Source organism: Shewanella sp. 0m-8, from assembly GCF_052977265.1.
Genome location: NZ_JBRIMB010000008.1, coordinates 23240 through 40578, shown reverse-complemented (window position 1 = coordinate 40578; position 17339 = coordinate 23240). Strand labels below are relative to the sequence as shown.

Here is a 17339-nt window from a genome sequence, read left to right as displayed (position 1 = left end):
CATCTTAAATAAAGATAGGTGAATAATGGATAAATTAGGTCAGGAATGGGTATCTGCTGCTGTCGATGGTGAAATTGATGAGCACACGTTAGCTGAATTAGCGGCTGACGCAGATTCACATGAGCAGTGGCGTGATTATCATATGATTGGTGATGCGATGCGTGGTGAGCTGCCAAAGACGATGTCTTTGGATCTTAGCGCTAGCATTATGGCTGCTATTGATGAAGAGCCTGCAATTGTTGCGCCTCAGCCAACTATTGCAGCTAAGGCGTCAACAAGCACATCGAGTGGTAAAGTTATTCCACTGTTTAAGCAATTTGGCCAATACGCTATTGCTGCTACTGTTGCTATGGTTGCGGTTGTCGGTGTGCAAAACTATAACCAAGATACATTAATGGACAACTCTCCGTTGCCTGTGCTTAATACGCGCCCATTAATTGGTAGTGCATCTCCAGTTAGCCTACAAACTGGTGCCGTACAGCAGAACCAAAGTTATACTAATGATCAGGTTGTCGACCAGCGTCGCCGTATTAATGCCTATATCCAAGATCATATGTTGCAACAAAGATTGAATAATGGAGTGAATATCGACGACAATAGTGAGGTCGATACCACACCTGTTGCTCAATAATGAGGAGTTAGCTTGCGTCTAATCCTATTGGCTATTTTAGCCATGAGTTTTCCCGCGATGGCGCGGGAAGATATGCCCGCCAAAGCTTGGCTAGAAAATATGAGCCAAGCCCTGCGAGAACAAGAATTTAAAATATCTCTTATCCAACTTCAAGCTGATCATATCCGCCCGCTGGTTTATGTACACGGTAAAGTTAATGACGAAGAAGTGGCTTTTTTAGAGCATCTAAACGGACCGCCTAAAAATGCTGTGCGAGTGGGAAATACTGTCACTTTTATCGAGCATGACCAACCTGCTTACAGCGTGTATGCATCTCGAATTCAAGGGGTTATACCTAGCGCGTTTGCCGACGACGTCTCTAAGCTTGAAGCCGGTTATCAATTTGTCTTAGGCGGACGAAGCCGAATAGCGGGTCGGCCAGGACAACTTGTGCGCATTATCCCTAACGATAACAATCGCTATGGATACCAGATCTGGTTAGATATGGATACCTATTTGCCGCTGCGTTTCGATATGATAAGCGGCGACAAACAACTACTGGAGCAGCTGTTAGTTGTTGAGTTGCTAGTGCTTGATGAAGTCCCTGCAATTTTAAAAGAAGCCTATAAGCAAGAGTGGCCAGCCGTAATGTCTCAATCAGACCGAGAGGGTGGTGAGAATTGGCAATTTAGTTGGCTACCTGCAGGTTTTAAAGTGTTAGTCAAAGATCAGCATAGGTTAATCGGTAGCAAAGAAGCGGTAGAATACATTGCCATTAGTGATGGATTAGCCAATATATCTGTTTATGTGGCTAAGGCCGGTGAAGCACCACTACCTGAAGAGTTAGTTACCCGTAATGGCCTATCTCTAGCTACCGAGCGAGTCGGTAATGCTGAGGTGGTCGCTGTCGGTAAAGTCCCCGCTGAAACGTTAAGCCGAATTGCTAAAAGCATCATGTTGCAATAATGAAGGTGTTATCATGATGGAAGAAGTCGCTAGAGTTGTCGCCAATGGCAACTCTGGTTGGGTCGTTGTAGAAGTTGAAATGAAAAGTGCCTGTAATCACTGCGAGAGTGGCGATTCCTGTGGCACTTCTGCTGTGTCAAAAGCTTTTGCTCCTAAAGTACAACGCTTTTCAATTCAAAGTGATAAGCAGTTTATTAAAGGTGAGCGCTTAAAACTGGGTTTACCAGAAAGTGTGATCTTAAAAGCGGCAACGCTAGTCTATATTTTACCGCTAATCGGTTTATTTATTGGTGCCTTTGGCGCAAACCAAATCGGCTCATTATTGGGCGGTGCTTCCGATCTGTTATCGATATCGGGAGCGCTAGGCGGTAGCTTCTGTTTCTGGGCCATCGGCAAAAAAGCGGCCAAGAGATTAGAAGCACAGGCGCAGCCTGTTATCATCAAGTCCTTAGGCAAGCCAATCGAGATAACTAATTAACTACACCATATTACAGTCCATTAGTTATTTTCCTCAGTAATCACACTATAAAAATTGGTATTAAAGCTGCGATCGGGTACAATTCTGCACTTTAAAATTTTTATCAACTTCGAGTTAAGTCATCCCAGCATAATGAAGCATATTAGAAACTTTTCAATTATTGCCCATATTGACCACGGCAAATCAACACTCTCAGATCGCCTTATTCAAGAATGCGGTGGCTTAACTGATCGTGAAATGGCGTCACAGGTTCTCGACTCGATGGACATTGAGCGTGAGCGCGGCATTACCATCAAAGCCCAAAGTGTCACTTTGGATTATTTAGCCAATGATGGTGAAACTTACCAGTTAAACTTCATTGATACACCAGGCCACGTTGACTTCTCGTATGAAGTATCACGTTCGCTTGCAGCATGTGAAGGCGCATTATTAGTGGTTGACGCGGGTCAAGGCGTTGAGGCACAAACCCTAGCAAACTGTTATACCGCTCTTGAGATGGATATGGACGTAGTTCCTGTTCTGAACAAGATCGATCTACCGCAGGCTGATCCAGACCGTGTCGCTGAAGAAATTGAAGATATCGTCGGTATTGAAGCGACAGACGCTGTGCGTTGCTCTGCTAAAACCGGTATCGGCATTAAAGACGTTCTAGAAGTGATTGTGGCGCAGATCCCACCACCACAAGGCGATCCAGAAGGACCACTTCAGGCGCTGATTATCGACTCTTGGTTTGATAGTTACTTAGGCGTCGTGTCTTTAGTACGTATTAAAAATGGCGTATTAAAGAAGGGCGATAAGTTTAAAGTGATGTCTACAGGGCAGAACTATAATGCTGATCGTGTCGGTATTTTTACACCTAAGCAAACTGATACTACTGAGCTAAAAACCGGTGAAGTAGGTTTCGTTATCGCAGGTATTAAAGAGATCCATGGTGCCCCCGTTGGTGATACCTTGACTCACTCTAAGCACGGCGCAGAAACAGCACTAGCGGGATTTAAAAAGGTTAAACCGCAAGTTTATGCTGGTTTGTTCCCTATCTCTACCGACGATTACGAGAACTTCCGTGACGCGCTGAACAAGTTAAGCCTTAATGATGCATCTCTATTTTTCGAGCCAGAAACCTCATCTGCACTAGGTTTTGGTTTCCGTATTGGCTTCTTGGGTCTGCTCCATATGGAGATCATTCAAGAGCGTCTAGAGCGTGAATATAACCTAGAGCTTATCACTACAGCACCAACAGTAGTGTATGAAATTGTTCAGACCAATGGTGAGACTATTTATGTCGATAACCCATCTGATCTGCCAGCGATAAATAACATCGCCGAAATGCGTGAGCCGATTGTTGAAACTAACATTCTGGTACCTAAAGAGTATTTAGGTAACGTTATTACCTTATGTATTGAAAAACGTGGCGTACAAACTAACCTGGTTTACCACGGTAACCAAGTGGCTTTGACCTACGAATTGCCAATGGCTGAAGTGGTAATGGACTTCTTTGACCGTCTAAAATCAACCAGTCGTGGCTACGCATCGCTTGAGTATAACTTTATCCGCTTTGAGCCTGCTGACATGGTACGTCTAGATATCTTGATTAACGGTGACAGAGTCGATGCGTTAGCGATGATCATTCATAAAGGATTGATCCGCTCTAAGGGTCTCGCCCTTGTGAATAAGATGAAAGAGCTTATTCCTCGTCAGATGTTTGATATTGCGGTTCAAGCGGCTGTTGGTAGCCAGATCATCGCTCGTTCATCGATTAAAGCTATGCGTAAAGATGTAACGGCTAAATGTTACGGTGGTGACGTATCTCGTAAGAAGAAACTACTGAACAAGCAGAAAGAAGGTAAGAAGCGTATGAAGCAAGTTGGTAACGTTGAAGTGCCACAAGAGGCATTCTTAGCGGTACTGAAGCTTAACGATTAAAGTAATTCGTTAAGAATTGTTAATATATCGCTAGACTGAGCGCCGCAATTTGCGGCGCTTTCATTACTGGCGTATAACCTTAATGACAATGGCATTTTTGCCATAAAACTGACTATGTTCGGCAGGAGTTAATTAATAATGGCAGCCTATTTTTCTCTTATATTGGTGTTAGTGACATTAAGCAGTGGCTTAGTGTGGATGGCTGATGCCCTATTTTTTGCGCCCAAGCGCCGTGAAAAGTTGGCAATGGCTCAAGCTGCACAAGCTGACTTGAGTGAAGAAAGTGTTGATAAGATCATGCGCGAATCTACACTAGTTGAAACATCGAAGTCTATCTTCCCTGTTATCGCGTTTGTATTGATCTTACGCTCTTTTATATACGAACCCTTTCAGATCCCATCGGGCTCTATGATGCCAACTCTACTGGTTGGTGATTTTATCTTGGTTGAGAAGTTTAGTTACGGGATTAAAGATCCTGTATGGCGTACAACGCTAAAAGAAACTGGCAAGCCTGAGCGCGGTGATGTTGCAGTATTTAAATATCCGGTGAATCCACAAATCGATTACATCAAACGTATTATTGGTTTGCCGGGGGACCGTATCATTTACAGAAATAAAGAGCTTTATATCCAGCCAGCGTGTGCAGAGGGGCAAAGTCCTTGTCCTGAGCTTAAGATGGTTGATAGAGCCTTGGTAAATCGTGGCGAGTTTTCTCAAAATGGTACACCGTTAATTCGTTACAAAGAGCAGTTGGGTGATATTAGTCATGACATTCTTATCAACCCATCTATACCCGATAGAATTAGCCATTACTTCCGTCAGCAAAACGTGCCATTAACAGAGTTTGTGGTGCCAGAAGGCCAATACTTTGTAATGGGTGATAACCGCGACAATAGTACGGATAGCCGTTTTTGGGGCTTTGTTCCTGAACAGAACTTAGTGGGTAAAGCTGTCGCTATTTGGATAAGCTTTGAATTTGACAGAGCACCAGCGGACTTTTTGCCGACCTGGATCCCAACTGGGGTTCGCTTTAACCGTGTAGGCGGAATTGAGTAATATGGAACCGATTAAAAATATTCCACGTTTGTGCCGTACCTTAGGGTATGAGTTCAACGAAAAAGCATTATTAGACCAGGCGTTAACGCATCGTAGTGCGTCTAATAAGCATAACGAGAGATTAGAGTTCTTAGGGGACTCAATTCTTTCAATCGTCATTTCTGATGCTTTATATCATCAATTTCCAACAGCGACAGAGGGCGACTTGAGCCGTATGCGTGCCACACTGGTTTGCGGTAAGATGCTGGCCGAAATTGCGATAGAGTTTAAGCTTGGCGATTACCTCAAGCTTGGACCTGGTGAGCTTAAAAGTGGCGGATTTAGACGTGAGTCTATTCTTGCTGATGCGGTGGAGGCCATTATTGGCGCGATTTATCTTGATTCAGAAATTGAGAAGTGTCGCTCATTAGTGCTTAAGTGGTATGAATCACGTTTAATGGTGATTGAGCCTGTAAACCAAAAAGATCCCAAAACTTTGTTGCAAGAGCATTTGCAGAAGTTTAGAAAACCACTGCCCGTGTATAAAGTGGTCCATACTGAAGGTGATGCTCATGAGCAGACTTTCACCGTTGAATGTATTGTTGAAGACTTGAGCCAAGTTGCTGTTGGAGTAGCCAGTTCACGCAGAAAAGCCGAACAAAGTGCTGCTGCTCAAGTGTTGGAGTTAATGAAGAAATGAGTGACAACAAAGATTTACCTGAAAGCCACGAGCCAAGCTTAGACGAATTACTGGCTAATATGAACAATCCGTCATCAGCAGTTAAGTATGCTGTGACTTATTGTGGCATGGTCGCTATCGTTGGTCGTCCAAACGTGGGTAAGTCAACGCTACTCAACAAGTTGTTGGGCCAGAAGATCAGTATTACCTCTAAGAAGCCACAAACAACTCGTCACCGTATCATGGGTATTCATACCGATGGTCCGCGTCAGGTGGTGTTTATTGATACGCCGGGTCTTCATATGGAAGAGAAGCGTGCGATTAACCGTTTGATGAACCGCGCTGCGGCAAGTTCACTGGCAGAAGTCGCTCTAGTGGTATTTGTTGTTGACGGTATGAACTGGACGCCAGATGATGAAATGGTGCTGCGTAAGCTTCAGAGCCGTGATGATGGCCGTAAAACGATTCTAGCAATCAACAAAGTCGATAATATTAAAGATAAAGAAGCGTTATTCCCATATCTTGAAGAATTATCGAAGAAGTTTCCTTTTGATGAGATCTTGCCGATCTCTGCAACGCAGGGCACTAACGTACAGCGTATTCTCGATATGTCTGTGGCATCACTGCCAGAATCGGCACATTACTTCCCTGAAGATTATGTGACTGACCGTTCGCAAAAGTTTATGGCATCTGAAATTGTTCGTGAGAAGTTAATGCGCTTCTTAGGTGATGAGCTGCCATATGATTGTACGGTAGAAATCGAGCAGTTTAAGATGATGGAAAACGGTGTCTATCAGATTAATGCCTTGGTACTTGTTGAGCGTGAAACGCAAAAGCGCATGGTCATCGGTAACAAAGGTGAGCGTATCAAGAAGATCAGCTCTGCAGCACGTGTTGATATGGAAGTCTTGTTCGATAACAAGGTTTTCTTAGAGATGTGGGTGAAAGTCAAATCTGGTTGGGCTGATGACGAGCGTGCACTGCGTAGCTTAGGTTACGGCGACGAGTAAAGCGTAAGTTTACGATCGGGGCTGAATTTTCAGTCTTTATATCGATACTTAGATTTGAGAAAGTGCCTCTTTTTAGCAATAAGAAGAGGCATTTTTATATTCTGCTCTGTCAGTTTAATCGCGCAGCTTTCTAGTTAACTAGTTTTGGTCACGACAAGGTTTGGCTTTATGATGTTAGTAACTGTCTTGGTTTATTCACTTATTGGAATGAGATAATCATGGAGCGTGGCTACGTTCTTCACAGCAGACATTTTCGTGACTCCAGCGTCATCGTTAACTTACTGGTTGACGGTAAAGGCCGTGTCGATGCTGTGGCGCGACTCGGTAGTGCTAAGAACTCGATTCGCAGTATTTTGCAGCCTTTTCAACCGTTGATTTTTCAGTTACAAGGAAAGTCAGAACTTAAGAACTTAAAGCAAGTAGAAGCTGCAAGCCCGGCTGTGCCACTAACGGGTGATTGTCTATATTCGGGGCTGTATCTAAATGAACTACTGATCCGTTGCTTAAGCGGGCAGCATAACGCTGAGAACTTGTTTTATGATTACCATCGCACCTTAATCGGTATGGCGACTCGATTTGATCAAAGTTTGCTTCGGTATTTCGAACATGCACTCTTAAAAGAACTCGGCACTATGCCATCACTGGATTTCGATCCCAGTGATGCGCCAATCACTGCCAGTGGCTTTTATCGATTAGAGCAGGCGCATGGTTTTACACCTGTGATTGCCACAGCGTTTAATCAGCATAAGTTTTTTACCGGTGAAATGTTAGTGGCGTTAAATCAGCAGACATTAACGGCTGAGCACTATGGCGAGGCAAAAAAATTGATGCGGCAGTTGCTCGCGCCAATACTTGGCGATAAACCACTGTACTCGAGAAGCTTGTTTATTAAGCAAGACAAGACTTAGAATAAAATTAGACTGAGAACAAGATAAGATAAATTCAATACCGTTCTTACCCATGGACTGGCTAAACCGTCACCCTATTAGTACAATATCTGCTTTCATTTCAGCTTATTATTTAAGGAACAATCATGGGCCGGATCTTATTGGGCGTTAACATCGATCATATTGCGACTTTACGTCAAGCACGCGGTACAAACTATCCAGATCCAGTTCATGCTGCAGCCGTCGCTGAACATGCTGGCGCAGAAGGTATCACTATTCACCTGCGTGAAGATCGTCGTCATATCATCGACCGCGATGTTTATACATTGGCGAAAACCTTAAAGACGCGTATGAATTTTGAGATGGCGGTGACACAAGAGATGCTCGATATCGCCTGCGATATTAAGCCTGCTTATGTGTGTTTAGTACCGGAAAAACGTGAAGAGTTAACTACCGAAGGCGGGCTTGATGTTGCAGGCCAGCAAGATAAAATTGCAGCTGCGGTAGCGCGACTGACTCAAGAGGGGATTAAAGTATCTTTGTTTATTGATGCTGATAAAACTCAAATTGATGCCGCTGTTACGGTAGGCGCACCTGTGATTGAAATTCACACCGGTTGTTACGCCGATGCCAAAAACGATATAGAGCAAGCGGCTGAGCTACAACGTATTACCGAAATGGCGACGTATGCTCATGGAAAGGGCTTGGTTGTTAATGCTGGCCACGGCTTACATTATCATAATGTAAAAGCGATTGCGGCAATCCCTGAGCTCTACGAACTAAATATTGGTCACGCGATTATTGCTCGTGCAGCCATTGATGGTTTAGCTACAGCCGTACGTGATATGAAGCAACTTATGCTTGAAGGACGTCGCGGCGAATAAGCTGCAGTCCAATACTGTTTATTAAAGCCGAGACATGCGTTCTCGGCTTTTGTTTATTCAGAAGCGCTATTCGCTCTGAAAAGATTGGCTCCGTTTAAATAGGTAAAGGTTATGATTGTAGGTTTAGGCACTGATATTGTGGAGATTGCTCGGATTGAGGAGCGTATTCCTGCTGCTGGCGATGCCGCGTTATTAACTTGTCGTTTGGCCAAGCGAGTGTTAACGGAAGCCGAGTTTACGCTCTTTATTGCATCATCCCATCCTGGGCGATATCTGGCTAAGCGTTTTGCCGCTAAAGAAGCTGCAGCTAAGGCGCTTGGCACCGGCATTGGCCGCGGGGTGTCGTTTCAGCATATTGAGATCAGCAATAATGAAAATGGCGCACCACTTATCGCTTTTAGTGACGGAGCTGCACAAAGGTTAGCTTTATTGGGTGGCAAGCATGCACACATCTCTATCGCTGATGAGGTGCACTATGCTACTGCCACGGTGATCTTAGAATCTTGATCTTGAGTTTGTAATGAATTTAGAAGCATTACATGCTCACCATTGATGTCCTGCTCGCCGGTAAACTCGAAACCTAGCTTACGATATAAAGCGATAGCCCCATGGTTATTAGGGTAAACGCTTAAGAAAATTTGCTGGCATTGAAAGTGGCTAAATAGAAACGCTAACAGCAATTGAGCAAAGGCTTCGCCTAAACCTCGACCTTGGTAGTCTTGAGCGATTAGAAATCGATCGAACCAGACTCGCTGCATTTTGGACTCATGAAACAAGCCATACATAGCAAATCCTACCACTTGTTGATCACAACACAGCGCAACGGGAGTATAACGAGAGTCTTCTTTAGCCTCTTGTAGGCAGTGAGGAATGGACTCTATAAACCCCAATTGATTGCTTTTGAGTTGTAGTGTAAGTAATACTGGCAGGTTGTCACTGCTGATAGGCTTAATAGTCAGTAAAGGTGAGGAGAAGTTCATCTTTCTCAATCAATAAATTGCTAAAGGAAAAGTTTGGGCGCGGATAGTAACGCTTTTATTGATTAAGACTCAAGCGGCTTGTTTAAAAACGGTGATAAAAAGAATCAACTCACCCTAACGTTCAACGTAACGTCAGGGTGAGTAGTGAAGTATTTATTCGTCGTCAAATTGATCTAAAAAAGCCTTAGATGGCATAAAGAATAAACACCCTGTTTTGGCTTCTACAAAGTCGAGTAGGCGGTCATAGTGGCCATTCTCGTCGGCATGGATCATCTGGCTTAGAGAGGTTTCAATAATAGACGGTGTGGCGGCAAAGCCAACAAACATAGTACCGTGCTCCATCGCATTGCCGTATGGACGGTTTTGTCTAAGCATTTTAATTTCTTCACCATCAATCTCAACTTTACTCTTAGCATTATGCGCCCAAGCAGGCTTTGCTTCATCACTTAGCTCAACGTTATCCATCTTGGTACGGCCAACAACCTGTTCTTGGTATTCTGTTGACTGCTTATCCCAATCTGCTTGGCGGTCAATATAGCGCTGTACGTGCAAGTAACTGCCGCCTTGGTGCAATGCAATGTCAGCAGCAACTAATACTGACTCTACGCGCTCATTACCCGTAGGGTTTTCTGTGCCATCAACAAAGTCAATCATGTCGCGATTATCTAGATACTTATAACCTTGAATATCTTCGCTCAGTGTTGCAATGTCCTCAAAACCATTGCGGATGTATTTCGCTGCCTGAAAGTTCAAGTCGATTCGCTCTGACTTAATCATCACAAAAATATCACCAGAGGTTGAGGGGAACTGCCGTTCGCCGTTACTCATGGCTGGAAACTGATGTAGCTCTGCAGGCATAGGTTGATCTGGAAATAGTTGTGGCCAAGCATTTGCGGAAAAACCAATGGATATGTTTAACCCTGCAGTTAAGTCTTTTTGATTAATCGACTTCTCAATGCCATTTATCGCAGCGATACCATCGCCTATTTGCTTTGCAAGGTCTGAGTGATCTTTTAGGCAGAAAGTGAGGTATTCCACATGAGATGTTGGATTAGATAAAACGCCTGATTGTGCGAGTGAACAGAGCTGTGTCATTGAGTTTTCCTCATCAGATATGGTTTGCTGTGATGGTTCTATAATAAGATAGTTCCATAATAAAGAGTGTAGCGGAACTGATTGGAGTACTTAAAAACTATACGCTTTTAATTGTGGAAGTGAAATTAACTAGCGTTAATCATTGCCTTGGAGCGGCCTGAGGATGGGTGTTTTGGCTAACTTTGACAGAATATAGTGATTTGAGTTGCGAAACTGCCAATAAAGTCAGCGTAATTGCCAAGGCAGTTTGAGAACTCAGTTAACTCTGTGTATTGTGCAGCTGTTTAAGTTGATGTTTTATCAACGTGTTTTATTTTGTGTATTAGGCTTGCCAGCCAAATACCTCTAACCACATTGAGTAATGATTATGCTGTATACCCAAAGATTAAAGCGAATAACGTCCCTATTAATGCTGCTGATAAGTGTGTGGTTACTATCGGCATGCGGCAATGATATACAGCTTCCGGTTAGTGAGGACGATTTAGAGCAAACTCGCTGCAGCGCGCAATATCAAAGTGATTGCCCTGAGTCTTATCGAGGCAAGCTGTTTACTGGCATTGCAACTAATTATGCTTATGGCAAGGCGTTTTATAGAGTGACTCAGTATCAAGATGGACTCGAGCACGGCTATAGCTTCTCGACGTTAAACAACCAACTCAATGAAACCGCTTGGTATAAGGCAGGTAAGTTAGATGGAAAACAGATTAGTTACCACTTTTCGACTACAGGAAAACCGCAATGGGTGAGGCTTTACCAAGCAGGCGCAAAAACTGAGCACTGGCTTTATAATGAGCAGGGCGTAATCCTCAGCTATAAGCGATTTGAAGGCGACAAAGAAGTCGAGAGTATCAGTTATGAAAAAGGCCGAGAATGGCGCCTGTATTATTTTGTTGATGGTGAAAAGCGCCAGCGTCACAAGGACTATTATGCAAGCGGCGAGCTTGAGAGTAATAGTGAATTCATTTATGCAGATTATAAAAAACTTAATGAGAAAACTTACTATAGTAGTGGCCGTTTAAGAAGTAAATTTAACTACGACAGAGCAAGTAACAGCGGGATATTAGAAACCTATGGCTCAGATGGCAAGCGGCGCTCAGAGGAGCATTATGGTTATAACCCGTTAAGTACTCGCCATGGGGTGCAGTTAACCTTTTGTGGTGAAAATGGTCGGGTTGATTCTCGCGAGCATTACAATATGGGCTTAGAAGATGGCGAGTTTGCTAAATATCACTGTAATGGTCAGTTAATATTCAAGCGTACCTATGTCAACGGTGTGGTGACAGATAAACAGATTAAAATCTATGATGAGAATGGCCTGGCGGTGGTGATTAAAAAGCTTGATGGCAAAGGTAAGGTCACACAGGAAAGCTACTATGATGATGACTCTGCTAAATGGGTGACCTATTCAACGACGGACTAGCTGCTAGATGAACTCTATCCTCTGCTGAGGGCGGCGACTTAGCATAAGCTGCTTTATTGGAGAGTCAGCCAACCATAAAAAGCTCTTTTGAACTTTTACGCTATTAAAATGTGACAAGATCCATTAGGTTAATATTTGGTTAAATTTGTTGGCGGTTAACGGGACTGAGCCTGAGAAGAGGTTATCGCGATATTTGCGAGACTCGTAACAAGTTGAACCAAATACAATCGTTACGTTAGAAACTAAGGTTCAGCCAAGTTTTTATACTGGCAAGCCTATATGGAGAAGAACAGATGAAATCCGCCGAAGAGCAGTTATCGACCTATAAGAGTGTGCATTTAAACCCGAAAAACATTAAGACCCACTTTATTGGGATCCCACTGATTATCTGGTCATTGTTTTTATTACTCAATTTGATCCCGCTAAACTTTGCGGTGTTTAATTACCCGGTGATCAGCTTTAATGTTGCGACTATTTTTGCTGTTGGGGTACTCATCTATTACGTGTTTTTGCACTTTAGATTAGCGATTGGCTTAGCCCTGTTTATTATTCCAGTGCTTTACACTTCAAGTCTGGTGGCGCAAATGCCTGGTGCATTTTGGATTGCTGTTGCTGTATTTTTTGTTGGCTGGGTCATTCAGTTTATTGGCCACCACTATGAAAAAGCCAAACCTGCATTTGTAGATGATCTTAATCAATTGCTCATTGGACCTTTTTTCTTAATGGCAGAGATTTATTTTATGCTGGGTATGGAAAAGAGCTTGTTAGCAGAGATTACGCCTATGGCCAGAGATAAACGTAGAGCGATAGAAGCAGCTAAAAAAACGACTTAATTAACTTGTTTGATTGAGTCGCTCACCCATAAAAAAGGCGCTAACAGCGCCTTTTTTATGTCAATCAGGATAAACGATTATTTATCTTTTTTAGGTGACTGATAATGCTGCGGCAACACTCTGACTGTTTTTATCATGTTGTCTGCAACATCAATGACCTCTAGCGGGTAACCGTACAAACGCATTGATGTGTTTGGTTCAGGGATCTCTTCGAGATATTCAAGGACTAGGCCGTTAATGGTTTTAGGTCCATCAATCGGAAAGTGCCAAGCCATCTCTTTGTTTAAGTCGCGGATGTTGATACTCGCTTCAATCAGATAACTACCATCTTGCTGTTGGGTGATATCCTCACTCGCGGTGGTCACCATTGAGGTGGTAAAGTCTCCTACAATCTCTTCTAAAATATCTTCCAATGTCACTAAGCCCTGAATATCGCCGTATTCGTCGACCACAAGGCCAATACGTTCTTTATTGTGCTGAAAATTAGACAATTGCACGTTAAGAGGTGTGGCTTCAGGAATGAAATACAGCTCCTTTACTGCTCGAAGTAATGATGATTTACTAAATTGTCCCTTAGATTGCAGACGAAGTGCATCGCGTAAATGCACAAAACCAACGGCATCATCAACGGTGTCTCGATAGAGTAAAACACGGGTGTGCGGGCTTTGAATAACTTGTTTGTTAATGCTCTTAAAATCATCATTAATGTTGATAGCGTATAAGTCTGAACGCGGGATCATGATGTCATCTACAGTGACGTTTTCTAGATCCATAATCGACAATAACATCTCTTGGTGACGCCGAGGGATTAAGGCGCCCGCCTCATTCACAACTGTACGCAGTTCTTCTTGGCTCAAAGCATCATCGGCTTTAACAGATCGGATCCCGAGTAAACGTAAGAAGCTTGAGGTAATGAAATTTACAACTTTAACGAAGGGCGACAATATGACTAATAGCACGCGAAGGATATAGCTAGAGGGGAATGCGATACGTTCAGGGTGAAGAGCCGCAACGGTTTTTGGGGTGACTTCAGCAAAGACTAACACGACTAACGTTAATACACCTGTGGCAATGGCGACCCCCATGTCACCAAATAAGCGCATACCAATAATGGTTGCGATGGCTGAGGCCAAAATATTAACTAAGTTATTACCGATAAGAATTAAGCCAATGAGCCTATCAGGACGTTCAAGCATCTTTATGGCGCGAATGGCACCTTTATGACCACTGTTAGCCAGGTGGCGTAAGCGATAGCGATTGAGCGACATCATGGCGGTTTCTGAGCCTGAGAAATAGGCTGAGAGTAGAATCAAGACGAACAAAATAGATAAAAGTACGCCAGTGGATATATCGTCCAAACTTTGGAGCTCCGCTGTTGTTTTAAAGATAGAGGCGAATAAACATTGAATAAAGTGCTATAAAAATTAGTAATTACAGAACTTTCAAAGGGGTGTCAAGTTTAGCCCATCATTTGAAGATGGGCTAAATGACGAAAGTGGTGGCATTAGCTGAGAATGAGTTCTTTTACAATACGAGCACCAAAGTAGGCCAGTGACAGCAAGACCGCACCTGTCAAAGTGTAAGCAACAGCGGTTCTAATGCGGCAACCTACCCAGTACTGCTGGGCTAACATGGCGATATACACACACCAAGCCATGATAGAAAGTACAGCCTTATGACCTTTACCTTCTTCAAACATGTCGTCGAGGAAGATAAAGCCTGTAGCAAGTGACAGACTTAATAAAATCACCCCTACAATCACTAAGTGATACAGCTGCTTCTCTACTGTCATTAGCGGTGGCATTGCCGAAGTCATTATTAATTTCTTACTCTTTAGGCGGTTTTGAATGATTGCCAGCTGAATCGCGTACAGGGCTGCAATCATCAGGGCACTGTAGGCCATAAGCGACAAGACAACATGCACTAAAACATCCGGGTGAACTTCAAAATGGATGATGTACTCAGGCGGTACTAGCCAAAGCAAGGCCACTGATATTACTGAACAGGCAAAGACAACTGGTAAAACAACAATGACTTTGAGTCTAAAAAGTAAAATGGTGAAACTGAACGTGATAATCCAGTTAACCATCGAAATCACGTTGGTTAAGCTAAAGTTTTGTCCATCACCTGTGATGATAGCTTGTGACAATGCCGCAGCATGAAACACCACGCCGAGCGCGGCAAAGACTGCAATTAATTTTCTGTTTGGTCCATCAACATGAAAAAGTCGGCTTGCGACGAGAACCAAAGCAATACTATAGAACAACATGGCTGTAGCTGAGAAAATGACCATCGAGTATTAACCTACTTTGTTTTTAAGGACCTAATGTTCTAACAATGCATTAAAAGTTGACCAAACGACTCGCATAGTAGCGTGATTCAAGCATGAGTTAAATCACTGAGTGAGCTAAATATAGCCTTGAGTCTAGCCATTAAAGTCGTTTCGACTTTATTCATTAAGTTAGCATGTAATATTATTGTGTAGAATAGCATGAGCGGAAGGGATTTGGGCAGTGACCTTGGTTGCAAAAATAGGTCGATTTTTTATCTTATTGACGATTTTTAGTGATTTTTTACGTTTCACTGCACTGAGTTGTAAAAGTAACTTGCGTCATTCTGTAGCATAATATCTGGGCATCGCTATAATACAGCCCCATCAATGTAAATTTTAAACGGTAAAGAACTGGATAATGTTTGAGAACTTAACTGACAGATTGTCACGGACTCTGAAAAATATCAGTGGCCGTGGTCGCTTAACGGAAGAAAACGTTAAGGAAACCTTACGCGAAGTCCGCATGGCACTTCTTGAGGCCGATGTTGCCTTGCCTGTGGTTCGTGAATTCGTAAATAGCGTTAAAGAACGCGCTGTTGGACAAGAGGTTTCAAAGAGTCTAAGTCCAGGCCAAGCCTTTATTAAGATCGTTCAAAGCGAACTTGAAAATGCGATGGGCGAAGCGAATGAAGCTTTAGACCTATCGGCTCAACCGCCTGCAGTGATCATGATGGCGGGTTTGCAAGGTGCGGGTAAAACCACCAGTGTTGCAAAGCTCTCTAAATTCTTGCGTGAACGCGAGAAGAAGTCTGTTCTCGTTGTGTCTGCCGACGTATACCGTCCAGCGGCGATTAAACAGCTAGAAACCTTAGCCGCTGAAGTTGAAGTTGAATTCTTCCCGTCAGATGTGAGCCAAAAGCCTGTTGATATCGCTAAGGCTGCAATTGCACACGCAAAGCTTAAGTTCATTGATGTGGTTATTGTCGATACTGCAGGTCGTTTGCACGTCGATGAAGCCATGATGGATGAAATTAAAGAGCTTCATGCTACGGTGAACCCGGTTGAGACATTGTTCGTGGTTGATGCCATGACGGGTCAAGATGCGGCAAACACAGCAAAAGCCTTTAATGAAGCGCTACCGTTAACCGGTGTGGTACTGACCAAAGTCGATGGTGATGCACGAGGCGGTGCAGCATTATCGATTCGCCACATTACGGGTAAACCAATTAAATTCTTAGGTGTGGGTGAAAAGACCGATGCGTTAGAAGCATTCCACCCAGATCGTGTCGCATCACGTATTCTAGGTATGGGCGACGTTCTTTCTCTTATTGAAGAGGTTGAGCGTGGTGTAGACCAAGAAAAGGCGATGAAGCTTGCAGCTAAAGTAAAAAAAGGCGGCAACTTTGATTTAGAAGATTTCCGCGAACAGCTGCAACAGATGAAGAACATGGGCGGCATGATGAACATGATTGAGAAGCTACCTGGTGTGGGGCAATTACCACCAGAAGCACTTGCTCAAGTTCAAGATGGCAAGATGACTGGGCAGATGGAAGCGATTATCAATTCTATGACGCCAGGTGAGCGCCAACGTCCCGATATTATCAAGGGTTCACGTAAGCGTAGAATCGCGCTGGGCAGCGGCACACAAATTCAAGATGTGAACCGCTTACTTAAGCAGTTTACTCAAATGCAGAAAATGATGAAGAAAATGTCAGCGAAAGGCGGCATGAAAAAAATGATGCGTGGCATGAGTGGTATGTTACCACCAGGCATGAAAATGCCAGGCCGCTAGGCATTTAGAATATTCTGCATAGCTAAATTTACAGACTAGAGTGAAACTTGCTCTGGTCTGTAAATCGTTTTAGGCGTAAAAAACGCCGATTACGGTTGCATTCGCCGGTCAGTCAGGTAAAATCTGCCGGCTTTCTATCTGGGGCTCTTCGCGAACACGGAGTTTCAGTTTTTATTTTTGCTTGATAAAAAGCAAATCATTAGAGGATACCAAACGCATGGTTACCATTCGTTTAGCTCGTGGCGGCGCAAAAAAGCGTCCATTTTATAACATCGTTGTAGCTGACAGCCGTAACGCCCGTGACGGTCGTTTCATCGAGCGCGTTGGCTTTTTTAACCCAGTAGCTCGTGGCCAAGAAGAAGCTCTACGCTTAGATCTTGACCGTGTTGAGCATTGGGTTGCTAACGGTGCTGCTACTACTGATCGTGTAGCAAAACTGATCAAAGACGCTCGTAAAGCAGCTGCTTAATAGCGT

18 protein-coding genes are annotated in these 17339 nt (G+C 43.5%); 14 read left to right on the top strand and 4 right to left on the bottom strand.

Annotated elements, in window-relative coordinates; genetic code table 11:
* Positions 1-25: 25 nt before the first annotated feature.
* The 10 genes from ACVBIO_RS05690 to acpS all read left to right on the top strand — a co-directional run bounded on the left by ACVBIO_RS05690 (position 26) and on the right by acpS (position 8979).
* Complete coding sequence (locus tag ACVBIO_RS05690; protein WP_447160411.1) at positions 26-631, top strand: sigma-E factor negative regulatory protein; 606 nt, start codon at positions 26-28, stop codon at positions 629-631.
* A gap of 12 nt (positions 632-643) precedes the next feature.
* Positions 644-1576: a MucB/RseB C-terminal domain-containing protein gene (locus ACVBIO_RS05685; protein ID WP_447160412.1), complete on the top strand. Its 933-nt coding sequence runs from the start codon at positions 644-646 to the stop codon at positions 1574-1576.
* A gap of 13 nt (positions 1577-1589) precedes the next feature.
* Positions 1590-2054 carry a SoxR reducing system RseC family protein gene (locus tag ACVBIO_RS05680; protein WP_447160413.1) on the top strand — a complete coding sequence of 155 codons (465 nt, stop codon included), beginning with the start codon at positions 1590-1592 and terminating at the stop codon, positions 2052-2054.
* Between the two features lie 132 nt (positions 2055-2186).
* Positions 2187-3977, top strand: coding sequence for a translation elongation factor 4 (gene lepA, locus ACVBIO_RS05675; RefSeq protein WP_447160414.1), 1791 nt, complete (start codon positions 2187-2189; stop codon positions 3975-3977).
* A 138-nt stretch (positions 3978-4115) separates the two neighbouring features.
* A complete protein-coding gene (gene lepB / locus ACVBIO_RS05670) occupies positions 4116-5033 on the top strand; it encodes a signal peptidase I (protein WP_447172168.1) in 918 nt (305 codons plus the stop codon).
* A 1-nt stretch (position 5034) separates the two neighbouring features.
* Entirely contained in the window at positions 5035-5712 is a 678-nt protein-coding gene (gene rnc / locus ACVBIO_RS05665) for a ribonuclease III (RefSeq protein ID WP_447172167.1), read from the top strand.
* Entirely contained in the window at positions 5709-6701 is a 993-nt protein-coding gene (gene era, locus ACVBIO_RS05660; RefSeq protein WP_447160417.1) for a GTPase Era, read from the top strand. The genes rnc and era overlap by 4 nt, the downstream gene beginning before the upstream one ends.
* Before the next feature lie 218 nt (positions 6702-6919).
* Positions 6920-7609 (top strand): DNA repair protein RecO, encoded by a 690-nt coding sequence (recO, locus tag ACVBIO_RS05655; protein WP_447160418.1) that lies wholly within the window; start codon positions 6920-6922, stop codon positions 7607-7609.
* Positions 7610-7734: 125 nt separating this feature from the next.
* A complete protein-coding gene (pdxJ, locus tag ACVBIO_RS05650; RefSeq protein ID WP_447160419.1) occupies positions 7735-8472 on the top strand; it encodes a pyridoxine 5'-phosphate synthase in 738 nt (245 codons plus the stop codon).
* A 111-nt stretch (positions 8473-8583) separates the two neighbouring features.
* On the top strand, positions 8584-8979 hold the full coding sequence (gene acpS, locus ACVBIO_RS05645; RefSeq protein WP_447160420.1) for a holo-ACP synthase: 396 nt from the start codon (positions 8584-8586) through the stop codon (positions 8977-8979).
* Here acpS and ACVBIO_RS05640 read toward each other — a convergent pair.
* Together ACVBIO_RS05640 and ACVBIO_RS05635 are read right to left on the bottom strand one after the other, a co-directional pair.
* The gene (locus ACVBIO_RS05640) at positions 8946-9452 is read right to left on the bottom strand and encodes a GNAT family N-acetyltransferase (protein ID WP_447160421.1); all 507 of its coding nucleotides are present in this window, start codon (positions 9450-9452) and stop codon (positions 8946-8948) included. The two genes, acpS and ACVBIO_RS05640, sit on opposite strands and share 34 nt — an antisense overlap.
* Before the next feature lie 153 nt (positions 9453-9605).
* Positions 9606-10547 carry a Dyp-type peroxidase gene (locus tag ACVBIO_RS05635; protein ID WP_447163721.1) on the bottom strand — a complete coding sequence of 314 codons (942 nt, stop codon included), beginning with the start codon at positions 10545-10547 and terminating at the stop codon, positions 9606-9608.
* 409 nt (positions 10548-10956) lie between these two features.
* Here ACVBIO_RS05635 and ACVBIO_RS05630 point away from each other — a divergent pair, with 409 nt between their 5' ends.
* Both ACVBIO_RS05630 and ACVBIO_RS05625 read left to right on the top strand, forming a co-directional pair.
* Entirely contained in the window at positions 10957-11967 is a 1011-nt protein-coding gene (locus ACVBIO_RS05630; protein ID WP_447172166.1) for a toxin-antitoxin system YwqK family antitoxin, read from the top strand.
* Positions 11968-12260: 293 nt separating this feature from the next.
* Positions 12261-12800: an Mpo1 family 2-hydroxy fatty acid dioxygenase gene (locus tag ACVBIO_RS05625; RefSeq protein ID WP_447172165.1), complete on the top strand. Its 540-nt coding sequence runs from the start codon at positions 12261-12263 to the stop codon at positions 12798-12800.
* Between the two features lie 77 nt (positions 12801-12877).
* Here the strand turns inward: ACVBIO_RS05625 and ACVBIO_RS05620 are convergent, their stop codons facing one another.
* Together ACVBIO_RS05620 and ACVBIO_RS05615 are read right to left on the bottom strand one after the other, a co-directional pair.
* The gene (locus ACVBIO_RS05620; RefSeq protein ID WP_447172164.1) at positions 12878-14158 is read right to left on the bottom strand and encodes an HlyC/CorC family transporter; all 1281 of its coding nucleotides are present in this window, start codon (positions 14156-14158) and stop codon (positions 12878-12880) included.
* A 146-nt stretch (positions 14159-14304) separates the two neighbouring features.
* On the bottom strand, positions 14305-15093 hold the full coding sequence (locus tag ACVBIO_RS05615; RefSeq protein ID WP_447160426.1) for a cytochrome C assembly family protein: 789 nt from the start codon (positions 15091-15093) through the stop codon (positions 14305-14307).
* Between the two features lie 397 nt (positions 15094-15490).
* On the opposite strand from ACVBIO_RS05615, the gene ffh reads away from it, so the two are divergent.
* Together ffh and rpsP are read left to right on the top strand one after the other, a co-directional pair.
* Positions 15491-16864 carry a signal recognition particle protein gene (gene ffh, locus ACVBIO_RS05610; protein WP_447160427.1) on the top strand — a complete coding sequence of 458 codons (1374 nt, stop codon included), beginning with the start codon at positions 15491-15493 and terminating at the stop codon, positions 16862-16864.
* Positions 16865-17081: 217 nt separating this feature from the next.
* Positions 17082-17333 (top strand): 30S ribosomal protein S16, encoded by a 252-nt coding sequence (gene rpsP / locus ACVBIO_RS05605; RefSeq protein WP_012154307.1) that lies wholly within the window; start codon positions 17082-17084, stop codon positions 17331-17333.
* Positions 17334-17339 lie beyond the last annotated feature (6 nt).